General features: G+C 64.5%; 15 protein-coding genes. 14 read left to right on the top strand and 1 reads right to left on the bottom strand.

What is annotated here, in order from left to right; genetic code table 11:
* The 6 genes from ACT6VE_RS09755 to ACT6VE_RS09730 all read left to right on the top strand — a co-directional run bounded on the left by ACT6VE_RS09755 (window position 1) and on the right by ACT6VE_RS09730 (window position 7,224).
* Window positions 1–768: a LamB/YcsF family protein gene (locus ACT6VE_RS09755; RefSeq protein ID WP_444798416.1), complete on the top strand. Its 768-nt coding sequence runs from the start codon at window positions 1–3 to the stop codon at window positions 766–768.
* A gap of 8 nt (window positions 769–776) precedes the next feature.
* The gene (locus tag ACT6VE_RS09750) at window positions 777–1,583 is read left to right on the top strand and encodes a putative hydro-lyase (protein ID WP_444798415.1); all 807 of its coding nucleotides are present in this window, start codon (window positions 777–779) and stop codon (window positions 1,581–1,583) included.
* Between the two features lie 7 nt (window positions 1,584–1,590).
* A complete protein-coding gene (locus ACT6VE_RS09745; RefSeq protein WP_444798414.1) occupies window positions 1,591–3,183 on the top strand; it encodes a 5-oxoprolinase/urea amidolyase family protein in 1,593 nt (530 codons plus the stop codon).
* Between the two features lie 10 nt (window positions 3,184–3,193).
* Window positions 3,194–4,918, top strand: coding sequence for an acetyl/propionyl/methylcrotonyl-CoA carboxylase subunit alpha (locus ACT6VE_RS09740; RefSeq protein WP_444798413.1), 1,725 nt, complete (start codon window positions 3,194–3,196; stop codon window positions 4,916–4,918).
* Between the two features lie 87 nt (window positions 4,919–5,005).
* On the top strand, window positions 5,006–6,118 hold the full coding sequence (gene aguA / locus ACT6VE_RS09735) for an agmatine deiminase (RefSeq protein ID WP_444798412.1): 1,113 nt from the start codon (window positions 5,006–5,008) through the stop codon (window positions 6,116–6,118).
* 11 nt (window positions 6,119–6,129) lie between these two features.
* Entirely contained in the window at window positions 6,130–7,224 is a 1,095-nt protein-coding gene (locus ACT6VE_RS09730; RefSeq protein ID WP_444798411.1) for a polyamine ABC transporter substrate-binding protein, read from the top strand.
* Here the strand turns inward: ACT6VE_RS09730 and ACT6VE_RS09725 are convergent.
* A complete protein-coding gene (locus tag ACT6VE_RS09725; RefSeq protein ID WP_444798410.1) occupies window positions 7,213–7,974 on the bottom strand; it encodes a helix-turn-helix transcriptional regulator in 762 nt (253 codons plus the stop codon). The two genes, ACT6VE_RS09730 and ACT6VE_RS09725, sit on opposite strands and share 12 nt — an antisense overlap.
* Before the next feature lie 263 nt (window positions 7,975–8,237).
* Between ACT6VE_RS09725 and ACT6VE_RS09720 the strand changes: the two genes are divergently transcribed.
* From ACT6VE_RS09720 to ACT6VE_RS09685, 8 genes are all read left to right on the top strand, one after another.
* Window positions 8,238–9,707 (top strand): amidase, encoded by a 1,470-nt coding sequence (locus ACT6VE_RS09720; protein WP_444798409.1) that lies wholly within the window; start codon window positions 8,238–8,240, stop codon window positions 9,705–9,707.
* Window positions 9,680–11,245 (top strand): ABC transporter substrate-binding protein, encoded by a 1,566-nt coding sequence (locus ACT6VE_RS09715; protein WP_444798408.1) that lies wholly within the window; start codon window positions 9,680–9,682, stop codon window positions 11,243–11,245. The genes ACT6VE_RS09720 and ACT6VE_RS09715 overlap by 28 nt, the downstream gene beginning before the upstream one ends.
* Window positions 11,246–11,309: 64 nt before the next feature.
* Window positions 11,310–12,290: an ABC transporter permease gene (locus ACT6VE_RS09710; protein ID WP_444798407.1), complete on the top strand. Its 981-nt coding sequence runs from the start codon at window positions 11,310–11,312 to the stop codon at window positions 12,288–12,290.
* Between the two features lie 10 nt (window positions 12,291–12,300).
* Complete coding sequence (locus ACT6VE_RS09705) at window positions 12,301–13,209, top strand: ABC transporter permease (RefSeq protein ID WP_444798626.1); 909 nt, start codon at window positions 12,301–12,303, stop codon at window positions 13,207–13,209.
* The gene (locus ACT6VE_RS09700) at window positions 13,209–15,032 is read left to right on the top strand and encodes a dipeptide ABC transporter ATP-binding protein (RefSeq protein ID WP_444798406.1); all 1,824 of its coding nucleotides are present in this window, start codon (window positions 13,209–13,211) and stop codon (window positions 15,030–15,032) included. The genes ACT6VE_RS09705 and ACT6VE_RS09700 overlap by 1 nt, the downstream gene beginning before the upstream one ends.
* On the top strand, window positions 15,022–15,780 hold the full coding sequence (locus ACT6VE_RS09695) for a DeoR/GlpR family DNA-binding transcription regulator (protein ID WP_444798405.1): 759 nt from the start codon (window positions 15,022–15,024) through the stop codon (window positions 15,778–15,780). Before ACT6VE_RS09700 ends, ACT6VE_RS09695 begins: the two co-directional genes overlap by 11 nt.
* Complete coding sequence (locus ACT6VE_RS09690) at window positions 15,773–17,038, top strand: Zn-dependent hydrolase (protein ID WP_444798404.1); 1,266 nt, start codon at window positions 15,773–15,775, stop codon at window positions 17,036–17,038. Before ACT6VE_RS09695 ends, ACT6VE_RS09690 begins: the two co-directional genes overlap by 8 nt.
* On the top strand, window positions 17,028–17,957 hold the full coding sequence (locus tag ACT6VE_RS09685; RefSeq protein ID WP_444798403.1) for a phosphotransferase: 930 nt from the start codon (window positions 17,028–17,030) through the stop codon (window positions 17,955–17,957). Before ACT6VE_RS09690 ends, ACT6VE_RS09685 begins: the two co-directional genes overlap by 11 nt.
* The last annotated feature ends 5 nt before the right edge of the window (window positions 17,958–17,962 follow it).

The raw sequence follows: 17,962 nt of genomic DNA, 5'->3' as shown, positions 1-17,962 counted from the left end.
ATGGTAGCGATCGATCTCAACAGCGATCTCGGCGAAAGCTACGGTGCCTGGCGTATGGGCGATGACGCGGCGATGCTCGCCGTGGTCTCCTCCGCCAACATTGCCTGCGGTTTCCACGCCGGCGACCCGGCCGGCATCTACCGCACGGTGAAGGCGGCCGTGGCAAACGGCGTCGTCATCGGCGCCCATGTCTCCTATCCGGACCGTGTCGGCTTCGGCCGGCGCGACCTGGATGCCACCGCCGAAGAGCTGATCGCCGACGTGATCTACCAGATCGGCGCCATCAAGGGCGTTGCCGCCGCGGCGGGCACGACAGTGCGTTACGTCAAGCCCCATGGCGCGCTCTACAACCGCATCGCCCATGACGCCAAGCAGGGCCAGGCAGTGATCGACGGCATCAAGGCCGTCGATCCGTCGCTGATCCTGATGGGCCTCGCCAATGCGCCGATCCTCGATCTCGCGCGGAAATCAGGCCTTGCCGTCGTCGCCGAAGCCTTTGCCGACCGCGCCTATACGCCGAAGGGGGAACTCGTTTCTCGCCGGGAAGCCGGTGCCGTGCTGCACGATGAGGCGAAGATCGCCGACCGTATGGTACAGCTTGCCCGCGAGGGCACGCTGGAAGCCATCGACGGCAGCACCATCCGGGTCGAGGCACAATCGATCTGCGTGCATGGCGACAGCCCCGGCGCGGTTTCGATCGCGCAGGAAATCCGGCGTCGCTTCGAGGCGGAAGGCATCGCCATCCGCTCCTTCGCCGACAAGGATTGAGGGCCAAGATGATCCCGACCGCGTTCCTCGACCACACCGACGCCACAGCCGCCCGCGATGCGCGGGCGACCTATCGCGGCGGGCTTGTCAGGCCGACTTCCGGCATCGCGCCGGGCTTCACGCAGGCCAACATGATCGTGCTGCCGCGCGACTGGGCCTTCGATTTCCTGCTCTACGCGCAGCGCAATCCGAAACCGTGCCCGGTGCTGGACGTCTCCGATCCGGGCTCGCCGACGACATTGCTCGCCCCTGGCGCGGACCTGCGAACCGATCTGCCGCTCTACCGGATCTGGCGGGATGGCAAGCTCGCCGAGGAAACGCCGGACGCGACCGCGGCCTGGGCGGAGCGAGACGACCTCGTCGCCTTCCTGATCGGCTGTTCCTTCACCTTCGAGACGCCGATGGTGGATGCCGGCATCGAGATCCGGCACATGACGGACAAGAGCAATGTGCCGATGTACCTGACCAACAAGGCCTGCCGCCCGGCCGGGAGGCTGAAGGGCAACATGGTGGTCTCCATGCGGCCGATCCCGGCTTCGCGCGTCGCCGACGCCGCGACCATTTCCGGCCGCTTCCCGGCCGTGCATGGTTCGCCGGTGCATGTCGGCGCGCCGGAGGAAATTGGTATTGCGGATCTCGCAAAGCCGGATTTCGGCGATGCTGTGCGTATCGAGCCCGGCGAAGTGCCGGTCTTCTGGGCATGTGGCGTTACCCCGCAGGCGGCCGTGATGGCCTCCGGCGTGCCCTTCGCCATCACCCATGCCCCCGGCTACATGTTCATCACGGATATCCCCGATTCCGCCTACCACGTGTGAGGGTTCGATGCGCTTTCTTCCCGTCAGCCTGACCACCATCCTTGTCGAGCTTGCCGATCTCGACGAGACGCTCGCCCTGTTCGCCTCGTTGCAGGCAGACCCCATCGACGGCGTCGAAGAGATGGTGCCCGCGGCGCGCACGCTGATGATTCGCTTCCGTCCGGAAACGGTTTCATCCGCCGAGCTCGCGGCCCGCATCAGCACCCGCGACCTTTCGGCGAAAATCGCGCCGTCGGAGAATCTGGTCGAAATCCCGGTGCGCTATGATGGTGAGGACCTCGGCGACGTCGCGGAATTGACCGGCCTCAGCGTTGAAGAGGTCATCCGCCGCCACACCGAAAGTGAGTTCACGGTGGCCTTCTGCGGTTTCGCACCCGGCTTCGGCTACCTCGTCGGCGGTGATCCGGCGCTCACGGTGCCGCGCCGCAAGAGCCCGCGCACCCGCATTCCGGCGGGCTCCGTGGCGATCGCCGGTGCCTTCAGCGGCGTCTATCCGCAGGCAAGCCCGGGCGGCTGGCAGATCATCGGCACCACGCCGGTCAAGATGTGGGATATCGACCGTGATCCCGGCGCGCTATTCCAGCCCGGCTATCGCGTGCGCTTCTTCGACATGGCGACATCCGGCAAGACCGTCAGCATCCCCGAGCCGGCCCCACGCGCAGAACGAAGCGTTGCGGCAGATGCTCCGCAGTTCAAAGTGCTTGCAGCACCAATGCCGGCCGTCTTCCAGGATCTCGGCCGCTTCGGCCAGACCGGGCAGGGGGTTTCCGCCTCCGGTGCGCTGGATCGCGGCGCCTTCCTCGCCGCAAATCGCATCGTCGGCAATCCGGCCAACACGCCGGGGCTCGAACTCACCCTTGGCGGCTTCTCCTTCGAGAGCAATGTTCGTGCCGTGATCGGCCTTGCCGGTGCGCCCTGTCCCGTGACGGTGCGCGATGCCGCTGGCCGCAGTCAGGATTTCCAGGCCTATCAGCCGATTCCCCTCGAGCCCGGCGACGTCGTGACCGTCGGTCATCCGAAAAAGGGCATGCGCGCCTACCTTTCCGTTCGTGGCGGTTTCGCTGTCGCGCCGGTTCTCGGCAGCGCGGCGACCGATACGCTGGCGGTCGTCGGCCCCGAACCCGTAACAACCGGGGCCGTGCTCGTCCTGAAGAACGACAAGGTTGGACTGACGAGCGTCTCAACCGATGAAATCCCCGCCTTCGATCCGCCGTCAGCGGCAGACGTGGTGACGCTGGACGTCGTACTCGGCCCGCGCACCGATTGGTTCACGCAAAAGGGTATCGAGACACTGACCAGCCAGCTCTGGCAGGTCACGCCGCAATCGAGCCGCGTCGGCATCCGCCTTGCCGGCGACGTTCCACTGGAGCGCAAGGACAGTGCGGAACTGCCGAGCGAAGGCACGGCGACGGGTGCAATTCAGGTGCCGCACAGCGGTCAGCCCGTCCTCTTCCTCGCCGACCATCCACTGACCGGGGGATATCCCGTCATCGGCGCGGTCGCCGAGTACCACCTCGATCTTGCCGGACAGGTTCCCATCAACGCAAAGATTCGTTTCCGCCCGATCGGCCCCTTCGCCGACATCGCCGCGACCCGATAGGAGGAATGCCATGAAGAAAGTGCTGATTGCCAATCGTGGCGAAATCGCCGTGCGCATCGTGCGGGCCTGCCGTGATCACGGCCTCCAGTCGGTCGCTGTCTATGCCGATCCGGATGCGGACGCACTCTTCGTGCGCCTCGCCGACGAGGCCTATGGCCTCGATGGCGTGCGTCCGGCGGAAACTTATCTCGATATCGAAAAGCTGATTGCGATCGCAAAACGCTCCGGCGCCGATGCCGTGCACCCCGGCTACGGCTTCCTGTCGGAAAACGCTAAATTCGCCAAGGCGGTGCAGGATGCCGGCCTGATCTGGATCGGCCCCGATCCGAAAGTGATCGAGGCGCTCGGCGACAAGGTCGAGGCCCGGCGCATCGCGCAGAGTGTCGGGGCGCCGCTCGTCGCCGGCAGCGACGGCCCGGTGTCGTCCGCCGCCGAGGTGATTGCGTTTGCGGAACAGCACGGCCCGCCCGTTGCCATCAAGGCCGCCCATGGTGGCGGCGGGCGCGGCATCAAGGTCGCCTGGAAGATGGAAGGGATCGCCGATCTCTACGAATCCGCGGTGCGCGAGGCGACCGTCGCCTTCGGTCGTGGCGAATGTTTCCTAGAGCGTTTTCTCGATCGCCCGCGCCATATCGAGGCGCAGGTCATCGCCGACAAACACGGCAATGTGCTGGTGCTCGGCACCCGTGACTGCTCGGCGCAGCGCCGCAACCAGAAGCTCATCGAGGAGGCCCCGGCCCCCTTTCTTTCGCCGGAGCAGCGCGAAAGAATCCATGCCGCCGCAAAGGCGATCTGCGCCGCCGCCGGCTATTCCGGTGCTGGTACGGTGGAGTTCCTGCTCGGCGTCGACGGCACGATTTCCTTCCTTGAAGTGAACACGCGCCTTCAGGTCGAGCACCCCGTCACGGAAGAGACCACCGGCATCGACCTCGTCATCGAACAGTTCCGCATCGCCGAAGGCCAGCGGCTGCATTTGCTTGAAACGCCAGCACCGCGCGGCCATTCCATCGAATTCCGCATCAACGCGGAGGATCCCGGCCGCGGCTTCCTGCCGACGCCGGGTACGATCACCGTCTTCGACCCGCCGTCCGGCCCGGGCGTGCGCGTCGACAGTGGCGTCGTCAGCGGCTCCAGCATCCCGGGCGTCTTCGATTCGCTGATGGCCAAGCTGATCGTCACCGGCGCGACGCGCGAGGAAGCGCTTCGCCGCGCCCGCCGGGCGCTGAAGGAGTTCCGCATCGAGGGCGTGGCGACGGTCCTGCCGTTCCACCGCGCGGCCATCGACACCGAAGACTTTATCGGCACCGACGGCTTCAAGGTGCACACCCGCTGGATCGAGACCGATTTCGCCGCCATGCCGGATGCCATGGCTCGACCCGAGCCGGCGGCCGATCCCACGCTGATCCGCACCCATCTGGAGATCGACGGCAAGCGTGTGTCGCTGGCGCTGCCGAGCCTGCTGCTTGCCGGCCTCGGTGCGGCCGGGCAGGGCGTGGCACCTGCCGTCGGCGGCAAACCGGCCGAGGATGGCATCGCCGCCCCCGTTTCCGGCACGTTGCAGGCCTTCAAGATCATCGATGGCGCGACGGTTGCCGAAGGCGAGCTGGTCGCGGTGATGGAGGCGATGAAGATGGAAACGCAGGTTCTTGCGCCAAAGGCCGGTCGGCTTCGCCTGCGCGTGAAAGAAGGTGACTATCTCCAGGCCGGTGACACGCTGATGGTGTTCGAGGGCTGACCGGCTCCCGCTGCCTATCCCAACAGGGACATTGACCCGGACGGGGTGCGCTTGCCTAATCCAATCAGATTTTTGATTGGAGAAAACATGGTACGCACCCTTTCAAGCACCCCCAAGGCGGACGGTTTTCGTGCGCCGGGGGAATTCGAGCCGAAGGCCGGTTGCTGGCTGATCTGGCCGGAGCGGCCGGATACCTGGCGGCTCGGCGCCAAGCCCGCGCAAAAACTTTTTGCGCGCGTGGCGGCGGCGATTGCCGAGAGCGAGCCGGTGACCATCGCCGTCTCGCGCCGCCAATGGCTGAATGCACGCGCCATGCTGCCGGAGAGCGTACGCCTCGTCGAAATGTCGACCGACGATTCCTGGCTGCGTGATAGTGGCCCGAACTTCGTTATCAATGACCGCGGTGACGTGCGTGGCGTGGACTGGACCTTCAACGCCTATGGCGGCCATGACGGCGGCCTTTATTCGCCCTGGAATCTCGATGATCTCGCTGCCCGCAAGGTGCTGGAAACCGAGCGCATGGACCGCTACCGCTCGCCGCTGATCGCCGAGGGCGGCGGCTTGCAATGCGATGGCGAAGGCACGCTGATCACCACGGAACAGTGCCTCTTGAACCGCAACCGCAACGGCCATCTCGGCAAGGCGGCGGTGGAGCAGCAGCTTTGCGATTATCTCGGGCTGGAGCATGTCATCTGGCTGCCACGCGGCTTCTGCTTCGACGAGACGGACGGCCATGTCGATGACGTCTGCTGCTTCGTGCGACCGGGCGTGGTGGCGATGAGCTGGACGGAGGACCGCGACGACCCGCAATACGAGATCGTCCGCGAGGTGGAGGATGCCTTGCGCTCGGCGCGCGATGCGCGTGGTCGGTCGCTTGAAGTGCACCGCATCACCCATCCCCGCCCGATCGAGATGACGGCGGAGGAGGCGGAAAGCGTCGATCAGGTCGATTCCACCTGGGCGCGCCCGGCCGGCAACCGCATCGCTGCCACCTATATCAACTACTATCCCGGGAATTCCGCCGTCGTTGTGCCGCAGTTCGATGATGAGGCATTGGATCTCGCCGCCAAAGCCAAGCTTGCCGAACTCTTCCCGCAGCACCGCATCACCGGCATCGAGAATTCCCGCGAAATCCTGCTCGGCGGCGGCAATGTTGCCTGCATCACCCTGCCGGTCTATGCCGGCCAGACGAAAGCCTGAGGGAGAGGACCATGCGCAAAACCACACTCGTCTCGGTCCTCGCCCTGCTCGCCACCATGGGCGGTGCCCAGGCGCAGGAAGAAAAGGTCGTCAACGTCTACAACTGGTCGGATTACATCGCGCCGGATACGGCCGAAAAATTCGAGAAGGAAACCGGCATTCGCGTCGTCTACGACGTCTATGATGGCAACGAGGTGCTGGAAACCAAGATGCTGACCGGCGGTTCGGGGTACGACGTTGTCTATCCCTCGGCCTATCCGTTCCTGAAGAACCAGGTGAAGGCCGGCGTCTTTCTGCCGCTCGACAAGACGAAGCTCGGCAATGCCGGCAAGCTCGACCCGCAGGCGTTGTCGCTGATTTCCGGCGCCGATCCGGACAATCTTCATGCCGTGCCCTACATGGCCGTCACCGATGGTATCGGCTACAATATTGCGGCGGTGAAGCAGCGCATGGCGGACGCCCCGGTCGATAGCTTCGCCATGGTCTTCGACCCGGCCATTGTCGAAAAATTCGCCGATTGCGGCGTGGCGATGATCGATGCGCCGGCGGAAATCATCCCGATGGCGATGAACTATCTCGGCATCGATCCGCATTCCACCAGCCCGGATGACATCGCCAAGGTGGAGGAGCTGCTGCTGAAGGTGCGCCCGCACATTCGCTACTTCCACTCCTCGCGCTATATCAACGACCTCGCCAATGGCGACATCTGCGTCGTGCTCGGTTGGTCGGGCGATATTCTGCAGGCCAAGGCTCGCGCGGCCGAAAGCGAGAAGAAGCTCGCGGTCGCCTATGCCATTCCGAAGGAAGGCACGTTGATCAATTTCGACACGATGGCCGTGCCGAAAGATGCGCCGCATCCGGAAAACGCGCTGGCCTGGATCGACTTCAACATGCGGCCGGACATCGCGGCTGCCAACTCCAGCTATGTGTCTTATGCCAACCCGATCCCGGAATCGCTGCCACTGATGGACCAGTCCGTCGCGAAAGATCCCGGTGTGTTCCCGCCGGATGAGGTCAAGGACAAGCTCTTCGTGGTCGAGTCGAGTGACGCGAAGCTCCTGCGCCTGCAGAACCGCATGTGGACGCGTATCGTCTCAGGTCAGTGAGGGCAAAGACAGGTCGCCGCCGCGGGCGGCGGCCATCAGTTCGACCTGGGAGTGGATGCCGAGCTTGCGGTAGACGCTCTTGATATGGTTGCGCACGGTCCCAGGCGAGATGGACAGGGTGCGCGAAATGGCCTTTGCGCAGCCGCCATCGATCAGCAGGAGGGCGATCTGGCGCTCGCGCCCGCTGAGGTCAGCAAGCGACAGCGGCGTCTCGCCCGGCGGCCGCCATTGCCGCCAGAGCCGTTCCAGCACGCGTCGCGTCGCATCGGCGGTCGCCTCCGCCATGGCCAGTTCCTCCACGCCGAAGGGGCGGGCGCCGCGGCGGCGCAGATAGGTCACGAAACCGGCGGCGTTGCGATCGAAATTGAAGACGCCGGTGATTTCGTCGAAGCTGCCGGAAGGCTCGTAGAAGTCACGGTAATAGGCGCTGGTGTGGAAGTCGCCCTTGTCGAGCGCGGAAAGCGGCAACAGGAAATCCTGCCGCGAGCCGGCAAAGAGGCGGAAAAAAGGGTCCTGCCGGTATTTGCGCGTGTCGTAGTTGCGGTTCCAGTCGTCGGGGTCGCGCTCATAGATGGTGATCGAGGCGCTGTCGCGCAGGTAGAGGCCGATATAGACCTGGTCGGACGCGGTGAGATCGCGCGCGCCGGCCGTGAAATGGGCCGAAATCTCTTCGGGCAATGTGGCACTCACCGCAGCGGTGATGCCGCTGCTCCAGCGCTGGAGTTGCTCGAAGGTGAGATTCAATTGCATGACGACAGGATAGACGGGGCGCCGGGGAATTCAAGCCGGACGCCACTGACGGCCGGGCCCCCGATTTGGGCGATTTCCACAAAACCAACAGAACATCCATGGGATATCCGACGTTTTCGTCACGGAACGGGCGGCGCTGCACGCTCTTCGTGCCCCGCGACCGCAGCTTTTGCGCGAGTTTGATGCCGAAAATTATGCTGATTTGGGCATATTGACAATTTCCACAAAACCAACATAAATCCACATAAGTGGAGATGAAGGTCGTGGATTTTTCGGTTCTTGCACTCAGGTCGGCAATCGCATCAGGCAGCCTCTCGTCCGAGGCTCTGGTCCGGGAATGTCTGTCGCGCATCGAGCGCCTGAACCCGATCGTCAACGCCTTCAGCCAGGTTTTTGCGGAAGAGGCATTGGAAGAGGCGCGGGCCTGCGACCGGGAGGCCGCAGAGGGCCGTTTCCGCGGTCCGCTGCACGGCATTCCGATGGGCGTGAAGGATCTCTTCTTCGTCGCGGACCATGTCTGCCAGCGCGGTTCGGCTGCGTATGAAAATTTCGCTCCCAAGGCGACGGCGCCGATCGTCCAGCGGATGATCGACGCCGGATCGATCATGATCGGCAAGACGACCACCACGGAGATGGGCTGGTCCGGTTCCGGTCACTCCGAGTTCTACGGCCCGACCCGCAATCCCTGGAACCCCGAACTGACGAGTGGCGGCTCAAGTTCGGGCTCCGGCGCGGCGCTCGCCGCCCGCATGGTCCCCTTCACCTTGGGGTCTGATGGCGGCGGCTCCGTGCGCATCCCGGCGGCCTTCTGTGGTGTTTTCGCCATGAAGGGCTCGCTGGGGCGCGTGCCGGCCTGGCCGTGGAGCGCGACGGAAATGCTGTCCCATGCCGGTCCGATGAGCCTTTCGGCCAGGGACAGCGCGCTGCTGTTCGACATTGCCAAGGGGCCGGACCCGCGCGACCATCTGGCGCTGCCCGACGATGGCGTCCGTTACGTGGATGCCGAATTGCCCGGGCGGCTGCGCATCGGCTTTGCGCCGAGCCTGTTCGGTTTTGATGTTGCGCCCGAAATCGACCGGATCGTGCGCGAGGCGGTGGAGACGATCGGGCAGGAACTGCGGCTCGACATCCGGCCCGTCACCCCGGATTGGGACGATCCGATCCGGATTTTCGAAACACTCTGGGTCGCCGGTCGCGGTGTCGCCTATGGCGCGCAGTCCGACAGGGCCAATTTCGGCAGCGGCTTCCGCGGCCTCATCGAGGCGTCCGCGCAGTATGATCTTGCCGACTATCTTTCGGCCATGAAGGCGCGGGCGGAGTTTGCCGGCAGCGTTCATGCGCTGTTCGAGGAGATCGACCTCCTGCTGCTTCCAACCCTTCCTGTCGAGCCGTTTGCGGCCGATCGCGAAGCGCCCGAAGGGTTCGTGTCACCATCCGAGGTGCTCGCCTGGACCGGCTGGACGCCCTTTACCTATCCCTTCAACCTGTCCGGCAACCCGGCAGCTTCGCTGCCCTGCGGCCTGACGGTGAACGGCCTTCCGGTCGGCCTGCAAGTCGTTGGCCGCCGTCATGCCGATGCGCTTGTCATGGCGTTCTGCCAGCAGGCCGAAGACCATCTTTTCCAAAATAAAATACCTCCGCTTGTCAGTGCTGGCGACAAAGCGGGGCGGGGAACACCCAGCAACCCAACTGCGGAGATATCGACATGGAATTCAACAGGAGAGCATTTCTAAAGAGCTCGGCGCTCGCGGGCGTTGCCGTCGGCCTGCCCGTGCTCAACACCGCGTTTTTCGTCAATCCGGCGCATGCTGCGGAGGGCAAGGTCCTCAACTTCATGTCGGCGGAAAACCTGACCGGTAACTGGGACCCGTCCTCCCACACGACGCTCGCCCAGATCAATCTGGAAAGTTTTGTGTTCGGCTACCTCACCCGCGCGCCGATGCGGCCGGACAAGCCGGACGAGCTGGTGATGGAACTGGCGACGGAGATGAAGCTCATCGACGAGCACACGCTGGAATTCACGCTGCGTGAAGGTGTGACCTTCCATGACGGCAAGCCGTTCACGGCCGAAGACGTCAAGGCGACCTACGAATATGCGAGCCAGCCCGACCGGCCGGCGGCCTGGTATCCCGGCATCTGCGAGGTCGAGGTGGTGAACGATCATGTCGCCCGCATCAAGACCGAGAAGGGTGGTTATCCGGCGAGCCTCTTCTGGTTCCTCTCGGCCTTCCTGCCGATCATGTCGGCGAAGGATGTCGCCGACCCGAAGACGCTCTCGTCGCGCCCGAACGGCACCGGCGCCTTCAAATTCGCCCGCCAGGAGGGCAACACGACCGTGCTCGAGGCCTTCGACGGCTTCTATCTCGGCAAACCGACCCTTCCGGGCATCAATTTCAGCTTCGTGGGTGACGCGACCACCCGCACGCTGGCCCTGCTGAACGGCGAGGCGGACCTCATCGAACGCCTCGAGGCCGAGCAGGTCCAGACCATTGAGGAGACCGGCGGGTTCAAGTTGAACAAGGCGGTGTCCGTCGAGAACAAGTATCTGTGGTTCCGCTGCTCCAAGCCACCCTTCAACGATCCGCGCGTGCGCAAGGCGGCAGCCCATGCCATCGACCGGGCCGTGTTGCTCGACATCCTCGGCGTCTCGGGTCATGCCTCCAAGGCGTGGATTTCGCCGGTGAAATTCGGCTACATCGATACGCCGAACTACCCGGAATACAATCCGGAGGAAAGCCAGCGGCTTCTGGCCGAGGCGGGCTTCCCGAAGGGCGAGGGCCTGCCGGAACTCGAATATATTACCTCGGTCGGCTTCTATCCGAAGACCAAGGAATATGGCGAGGTCATCACGGCGATGCTCCAGGAACAAGGCTTCCCAGTGAAGCTTAACGTCATGGAGGTCGCGGCCTGGAACGAGCGGCTCTATGACCGGCCGGGCGGCGGACCGGGCCATATGATCGACTGCGGCTGGTCGACAGGCTCGCCGGAACCGGACCTCGTGCTGCGCACCCACTTCCATTCGAGTTCGAAGCGCATCTGCGGCATCGACGACAAGGATCTGGATGCGGTGCTTGACAAGGAGCGCAACACGCTCGACCCGGCGGCGCGCAAGGCGGTGATCCAGAACGAAGTCATGCCGATGCTGGCGGACAAGGTGCCGGCGCTGTCGCTGTTCACCTCGGTGTTCATCCACGCCATGCGCGACGGGCTGGACGGCATGTACTTCTACCCGAACGGCATGATGGACGCGGCGAAGTCGACGCTTTCCTGATGGCAAGCGGCGGCCGCCATTGAAGGCGGCCGCCTCCATACCGATCAGTGTCAAGGGAAGCCGCATGTTCATCCTGTCGTTCCTGTTGAGACGGCTCCTGCAGGGAGCCCTCATCATTCTGCTTGTGACCTTCATCATCTTCACGCTCTTGCGTGTGGTGCCGGGCGATCCCGCGCGCCTCATCGTCGGCGGCATGGCGCCGGACGAGGTGGTGGCGATGAAGGCGAAGGAACTCGGCCTCGACCGGCCCATCCCGGTGCAGTTCGTGTCCTATCTCGGCGACATCGTGACCGGCGATCTCGGCACGTCCTTCGTGAGGCCGAAGAGTGGTGCCAGCCTCGGCGGCTCGGCTTTCGACGATGCAACACGCGAGGAGCGTGCCAAGGTTTTGGAGCTCATCCTCGGCACGCTGCCGATGACCCTCCAGCTTGCAGCGCTGGCGCTGGCGCTCGCCTTGCTCGTTGCCGTACCGCTCGGCACTTTGGGTGGGCTCTATCCCGGCCGCTGGCCGGACAAGCTGGCGCTGGCAATCGGCTCCATCTGCGTATCGACGCCGAATTTCTGGCTCGGCATCGTTCTGACGCTGTTCCTGTCGGTGAAACTGAAACTGCTGCCTGCGATCGGCTATCGCGGCTTCAGCTACACGATCCTGCCGGCGATCGTGCTGGCGGTGGAGATCGTGCCGTTCATCCTGCGCACGCTCACCGTCTCGGTGGCACAGGTGATGCGGGAGGATTTCATCCAGCTCGCGCCGATCCGCGGCTTGAGCCGCAGCCGCACGATCTTCCACCATGCGCTCGGCAATTCGGCGATCCCGCTGATCAACCTGCTCGGCGTGCAGCTCGGCATGCTGCTGGGCGGGGTTCTCGTCATCGAGTTCATCTTCGACTATCCGGGTCTCGGCCTGCTGACGATCAACGCCGTGCTGCAACGCGACTTCCCGCTGATCCAGGGCATCGCGATCTTCATTTCCGTGATGTTCGTGATGATCAACGTGCTTGTCGATCTGATCGCGATGACCATCGATCCGAGACTGGAGTACTGACGTGGCCGATATCGTCCAAGAGAATGACGCCCCGCGGGCCCTCGCAAAACGCGGCGTCACGCCCACGAGGCGCATGCTTCAGATCGCGTCTACGCGTACGGATTTCCGCATCGGCTTCATCGGCTTCGGCCTGCTCGTCACGCTGGCGATCTTCCTGCCGTTCATAAGCTCGATCGACCCGATCAAGATCGCCTACACTTCCAAGCTGCTGCCGCCTTTTCCGGCGGAAGGTTGGAAATGGCCCTATCTGCTCGGAACCGACCAGCTTGGCCGCGACGTGCTGCTGCGCTGTCTCGTCGGTCTGCGCTATTCCTTGCTCATCGGCATCACCACCGTGATCCTGATGTTTGTCGTCGGATGCAGCCTCGGCCTCTATGCCGGCTTCCGCGGCGGCTGGGTCGATGCCGTGATCATGCGGCTCACCGATGCGCAGCTGTCGATCCCGATGATCATCCTCGCCATTACCATTCTCGGCGTCTCCCGCCCGACGGTGCCGGCGATCATCCTCGTGCTCGGCCTCTCTGGCTGGCCGCTCTATGCCCGCGTCGCGCGCTCCGTGGCGCTCGGCGAGCGCAATCGCGGCTACGTGCTCGGCGAACGGGTGCTTGGCGCATCGGATATCCGGATCATGCTGCTCTTCGTCGCCCCCGTCGTGCTGCCGCCGATCGCCTTCGTCGCAGTGCTGGATATCGCCCGCATGATGATCTTCGAAGCCATTCTCGGCTTCCTCGGCCTTGGCGTGCAGCCGCCGACGCCGACCTTCGGCAATGTGATCGCCGATGCGCGAAAATACCTGCTCAATGCCTGGTGGATCGCCACCATGCCGGGCGTGTTCATGCTGGTCTCGCTCACCTGCCTCAACCTGATGGGCTCGGCGCTGGAGCGTGCCCGCAACGCTGTCCTGAGAGGAGAGGCTTGATGACCGACCCCATTCTCGCCGTCTCCAATCTGAGCGTCGACCTGCAACGGGAAGACCGCAAGCGCCGGATCGTCGATGATGTGAGCTTTTCGCTGGCGCGCGGCGAGGTGCTCGGCCTCGTCGGCGAGGCGGGCTCCGGCAAGTCGGTCCTTGCCCGCGCACTGGTCCGGGCGATTGCCTCGCCACTGGACATTGCAGGCGGCAAGGTCGTCTTCGAGGGCAGGGATATCCTCACCCTCAATCCGCGTGGCCTCACCTCCGTGCGCGGCAACCGGATCGGCTTCATCGGTGCAAACCCGATGGGTTCGCTCGATCCCCGCCTGCCGATCGGCAGCCAGATTGTCGAAAAGCTGCGTTGTGTGCAGCCGAAAATCGGACGGGCGGAGGCGCGGGAGAAGGTGCTCGACCTGCTTGGCCGCGTCCGCATTCCCTCGCCGAGCGCCCGCTTTCACGAAGCGCCGTTCCAGTTCTCCGGCGGCATGATGCAGCGGGTGATGATCGTCGACGCGCTCGTCTCCGATCCGTCGCTGGTCATCGCCGACAACATCACGCAGCCGCTCGACGTGACGGTTGCAGCACAGATCATCCGGCTGATCGACGGCCTACGGCAAAGCCTCGACACGGCCTTCCTGTTCATCTCCTCGTCGCTGCCGGTGGTGGCGCAGATCGCGGAACGCACGCTGGTCATGCAGCGCGGCCGCATCGTCGAAGAGGGCCGGACGGCGGAGCTTGCCACGAACCCGCAGCAATCCTACACGCAGACCCTCTTGTCGCGCATCCCGCCGATCTGGAAGAATGTGACGGCGCCGGTCGCTACCGAAGGTGAACCCGTGCTGACGGTCGACAATGTCCTGCGCACCTATCTCGTGCGCCGGCGTGGCTCCTTCAACGCCTATAATGAAGTGAAGGCGGTGCGCGACGTCTCCTTCACCGTGAAGGCCGGCGAGAATTTCGGCATTGTCGGCGAAAGCGGCTGCGGCAAGTCCACGCTGACCCGGCTTCTCGCCTGGCTGGAACAACCCGATGGCGGGCGCATCGCCTTCCTCGGCAAGGACCTGTCGCTTCTCTCCACCCGTTCGCTGACGGAGATGCGCAAGTCGTTCCAACTCCTCCTGCAGGATCCCTACGGCTCGCTGCCGGCCGGCATGCCGCTCCGGCGCATGATCGAGGAACCGCTGTTGATCCACGGCATCAACCGGACGGAGGCGGGACGGCTGGCGCTGGAGGCGATGGCCGAAGTGGGGCTCGACGCCGACCTTGCCGAACGGCTGCCGGTCGGCCTCAGTGCCGGCCAGCGCCAGCGCATCAACATTGCCCGGGCACTGGTCCTGAAACCGCGTCTCCTGATCCTCGACGAGACCCTGTCGGCACTCGACCAGGTGGAGCAGGCCGAATTGCTGGACCTCTTCACGCGGCTTCAGGCGACGCACGGATTTTCCTATGTGTTCATCTCGCACGATCTCGCGCTCGTGCGCCGGATGTGCCACCGTATCGCGGTCATGTATCTCGGACGCATCGTGGAACTTGCCGACAACACCACCCTGTTCGAACACCCGCATCACCCCTATACGCGGGCGCTTTTGAGTGCCATGCCGACGCTGGAAGACAACCGTTTCCCGCGTCCCCGCTATCTGCTGGACGGTGAGCCGCCGAGCCCGATCGACCTGCCGCTCGGCTGTTCGTTCCGCTCGCGCTGCCCGCGCGCGGAGAACGACTGCCAGAAGACCGATCCGCCGCTGGTCGCCCTTGCCGGCGGCAACTACGCCGCCTGCCTGCACCGGCACACGGCGCTGCATGAGGAGGAAACCGCCGATGTCGAGTGAAGTCCGCAAGGAGGTCATCCTGGAACGGCTCGACCGCGACCAGCGCGTCAGCGTGCTCGAGCTTTCGGCGGAGTTCGGCGTTTCGGGCGAAACGATCCGGCGCGACCTGAAGGACCTCGAAGCCGAAGGCGCCGTCCGGCGCGTGCATGGCGGCGCCATACTGGCGGGCCGCACGGCCGACACGCCGATCACCGAACGCATCAAGCTGCATGCGCTGGAAAAGGATGCGGTCGCCGGGCTCGCGCGCGATATCATCAGCGACGACTGCGTCATCTTCCTCGATACCGGCACGACGACGCTGGCGCTCGCCCGCCGGCTCGTCGGCTTCAAGAAGCTCCGGCTCTATACCAATTCGCTGCGTGTCGCACAGGCCGCCTGCGAGCATTTTGGCGTGCAGGTGTTGATGACGCCGGGGCATCTGCGCCCGGTGGAACAGGATCTCGTTGGCTATGACACGATCGCTTACATCCAGCAGTTTCACTTCGACATGGTTTTCATGGGGGCAGCGGCGGTGAATGCCGACTACGGTTTCATGGATTTCGAGGAAGACGAAGCCCGCATCCGCCAGGTGCTGCTGAAGCAGACGTCGCGAAGCGTGATGCTCGCCGACCATTCGAAATTCGGCAAGGTCGGTAATGTCATCACGGCGCCTTTCGGCCGCGTACACACGCTCGTGACCGAGCGACCTCCGCCGGAAGACGTTGCCAGCGCTGTTCGCCTGGAAGAGCTGGAGGTCATCCATGGATAATGCCGTGACGATGCCGGGATCAGACCTGACGACGATATTCAATCAGCTGTCCCTGATCGGCGCGCGACCCGGCGAGGGTGTGACGCGGCTTGCGGCCAGCGCGGAAGATGGCGCGGCGCGCGCTGTCTTCGCCGCGTGGATGGCGCAAGGCGGCGCGCGTATCGTGCAGGATGCGGTCGGCAATCAGTTCGCCTGTTTCGACTCGGCCGGTGAAGGTTCCCCCTGGATCTTCGCCGGCTCGCATCTCGATACGCAGCCGCGCGGTGGCCGCTTCGACGGCACGCTCGGCGTGCTCGCCGCCGGCTGCGCGGCACTGGATCTCGACAGCGAAATAAAGAATGGCCGCGCCCGACCGACCCACAATCTTGCGGTCGTCAATTGGACGAACGAGGAGGGCGCGCGCTACCAGCCGAGCCTGACCGGCAGCAGTGTCTTCTCCGGCGCCTTGCCATTTGGTGATGCGCTCGCACTCAGGGACGGCACTGGGATTTCGCTTGGCGATGCGCTCGCCGCGATCGGCGTGGACGGCGGGACGGGACGCATTCCGCCACGCCCCGAAGCCTATGTTGAACTGCATGTCGAGCAGGGGCGCACGCTTGCGGAAGCTGGCCGCCGGATCGGCGTGATCGAGGGTACCTGGGCCGCCCGCAAGATGATGGTCACCTGGATCGGCCGTGCCGCCCATACCGGCCCGACGCCGATGGCCGACCGACGCGATGCGCTTCTGGCCGCCGCGCAGGGTATCGCCGCCTTTGAGGCCGTCATCGCGGCAAACCACCCGCATCTTCATCGCTCCGCCGCGCGCCTCGTTGTTGAACCGAACTCGCCGAATGTCGTGGTGGAGCGGGCGACCGTCTGGTTCGAGTTGCGCGGCCTTGACGTGGCGGAACTGGACAGGGCGGGGGAGGCGGCACTTGTAGCCTTCAGAGCCGCTGCCTCCGGTACAGGCACGCGGCTGGAGATCGCGGCCGACGCGCTGAGGCCACCCGCGAACATGGACAGCCAACTCATGGCCATCGTCGACGAGACGGCGCGGTCCTGCGGTTTCGAGCCGTTGGCCATGCGCTCCGTTGCCGGGCACGACGCCGTCGCGCTGCAAAACAGCGGCATTCCCTCGGCCCTGATCTTCATTCCAAGCGTCGACGGCATCGCGCACCACCCGGACGAATTCACGCATCCGGAGGATGTGCAGGCCGGTCACACGGTGCTGGCGGCGGTGCTCCGGCGCCTCGTGCAGGGAGGTTTCCATGCAGGTTGACGACGCAATACGCGCTGCACTTAGGGCAGTTGGCTTGCCTGGTGCGGCGCTCTCGCCCGCAATCGGCGGCGTCGTGTCGCCCATTCACCGGGCCGTCGAGAACCATTGCTGCTTTGCCATCGGCGAAGGTTCAGACCCGGTCTTCGTGAAACGCCGGCACGACGACATGGCCGTGTTCATCACGCCGGAACATGCGGCGGAGGCAAGCAGCAAGGCGGGCGAACTCGGCATCGCGCCACGCCTTCTCCATGCCGATCCTGCCAATGGAATCCTGGTATTCGAAGCGCTTGGCGAAGAATGGGCATGGGGACATGCCGACGTCCTGCGTCGCCCGTCGGTCTTGGAAAACCTGCTTTTGGCGAAGCGGGCCTTCCATAAAGCGGCGCCGCTTTCTGAAACGCGTAGCGTTTTCAGCCTTATCGCAGACTATCGCCAATTGGCCGATGCACCGGACGTTATCCTGCCCGCACCGGTTCTCACCGTCACGGCGGCTGCCGCGCAAATTGCTGCGGCCATTACTGCCGCGGGTGTCGATACAGTCGCCTGCCACGCAGACGGCGCTTCGTCGAACGTTATGGTGGGACCCGGCAATACGGTTCGGCTCGTCGATTTCGAGTGGGCGCGCCAGGCGGACCCAGCCCACGATCTCGGTACGGTGCTCGCCGAACTGCTGCCCTTCGATGGCGAAGCTTTGCTGGCGATCGAGATCGCAACAGGCAGGCCGGATGCGCAGATGCTTGCACGGGCGCGCCTCTATGGTGCGGCGGACGATCTGATGTGGGCGCTCTGGGGCTTCATCAGCGCCGCCCGCTCACCGCGCAAGCATGTCGAGTTCTTCAAATATGCCGAGTGGCGGCTCTTGCGGGCGCGGACCGTCGTCGAGGGGTCGCACTTCGAGACGTGGCTGAGGAAAGTCTGATGGAG

It is taken from the genome of Shinella sp., assembly GCF_052438155.1.
In the GTDB taxonomy this organism is placed as follows: Bacteria; Pseudomonadota; Alphaproteobacteria; order Rhizobiales; family Rhizobiaceae; genus Shinella.
Note: the sequence above shows the minus strand (reverse complement) of the source record. Positions and strands in the feature narration are given on the sequence as shown.

Bases quoted from the DNA above. Each gene is read 5' to 3' on its own strand.
- ACT6VE_RS09755 (WP_444798416.1), top strand. From the start codon at position 1: ATGGTAGCGATCGATCTCAACAGCGATCTCGGCGAAAGCTACGGTGCC.
- ACT6VE_RS09750 (WP_444798415.1), top strand. From the start codon at position 777: ATGATCCCGACCGCGTTCCTCGACCACACCGACGCCACAGCCGCCCGC.
- ACT6VE_RS09745 (WP_444798414.1), top strand. From the start codon at position 1,591: ATGCGCTTTCTTCCCGTCAGCCTGACCACCATCCTTGTCGAGCTTGCC.
- ACT6VE_RS09740 (WP_444798413.1), top strand. From the start codon at position 3,194: ATGAAGAAAGTGCTGATTGCCAATCGTGGCGAAATCGCCGTGCGCATC.
- aguA (WP_444798412.1), top strand. From the start codon at position 5,006: ATGGTACGCACCCTTTCAAGCACCCCCAAGGCGGACGGTTTTCGTGCG.
- ACT6VE_RS09730 (WP_444798411.1), top strand. From the start codon at position 6,130: ATGCGCAAAACCACACTCGTCTCGGTCCTCGCCCTGCTCGCCACCATG.
- ACT6VE_RS09725 (WP_444798410.1), bottom strand. From the start codon at position 7,974: ATGCAATTGAATCTCACCTTCGAGCAACTCCAGCGCTGGAGCAGCGGC.
- ACT6VE_RS09715 (WP_444798408.1), top strand. From the start codon at position 9,680: ATGGAATTCAACAGGAGAGCATTTCTAAAGAGCTCGGCGCTCGCGGGC.
- ACT6VE_RS09710 (WP_444798407.1), top strand. From the start codon at position 11,310: ATGTTCATCCTGTCGTTCCTGTTGAGACGGCTCCTGCAGGGAGCCCTC.
- ACT6VE_RS09700 (WP_444798406.1), top strand. From the start codon at position 13,209: ATGACCGACCCCATTCTCGCCGTCTCCAATCTGAGCGTCGACCTGCAA.
- ACT6VE_RS09695 (WP_444798405.1), top strand. From the start codon at position 15,022: ATGTCGAGTGAAGTCCGCAAGGAGGTCATCCTGGAACGGCTCGACCGC.
- ACT6VE_RS09690 (WP_444798404.1), top strand. From the start codon at position 15,773: ATGGATAATGCCGTGACGATGCCGGGATCAGACCTGACGACGATATTC.
- ACT6VE_RS09685 (WP_444798403.1), top strand. From the start codon at position 17,028: ATGCAGGTTGACGACGCAATACGCGCTGCACTTAGGGCAGTTGGCTTG.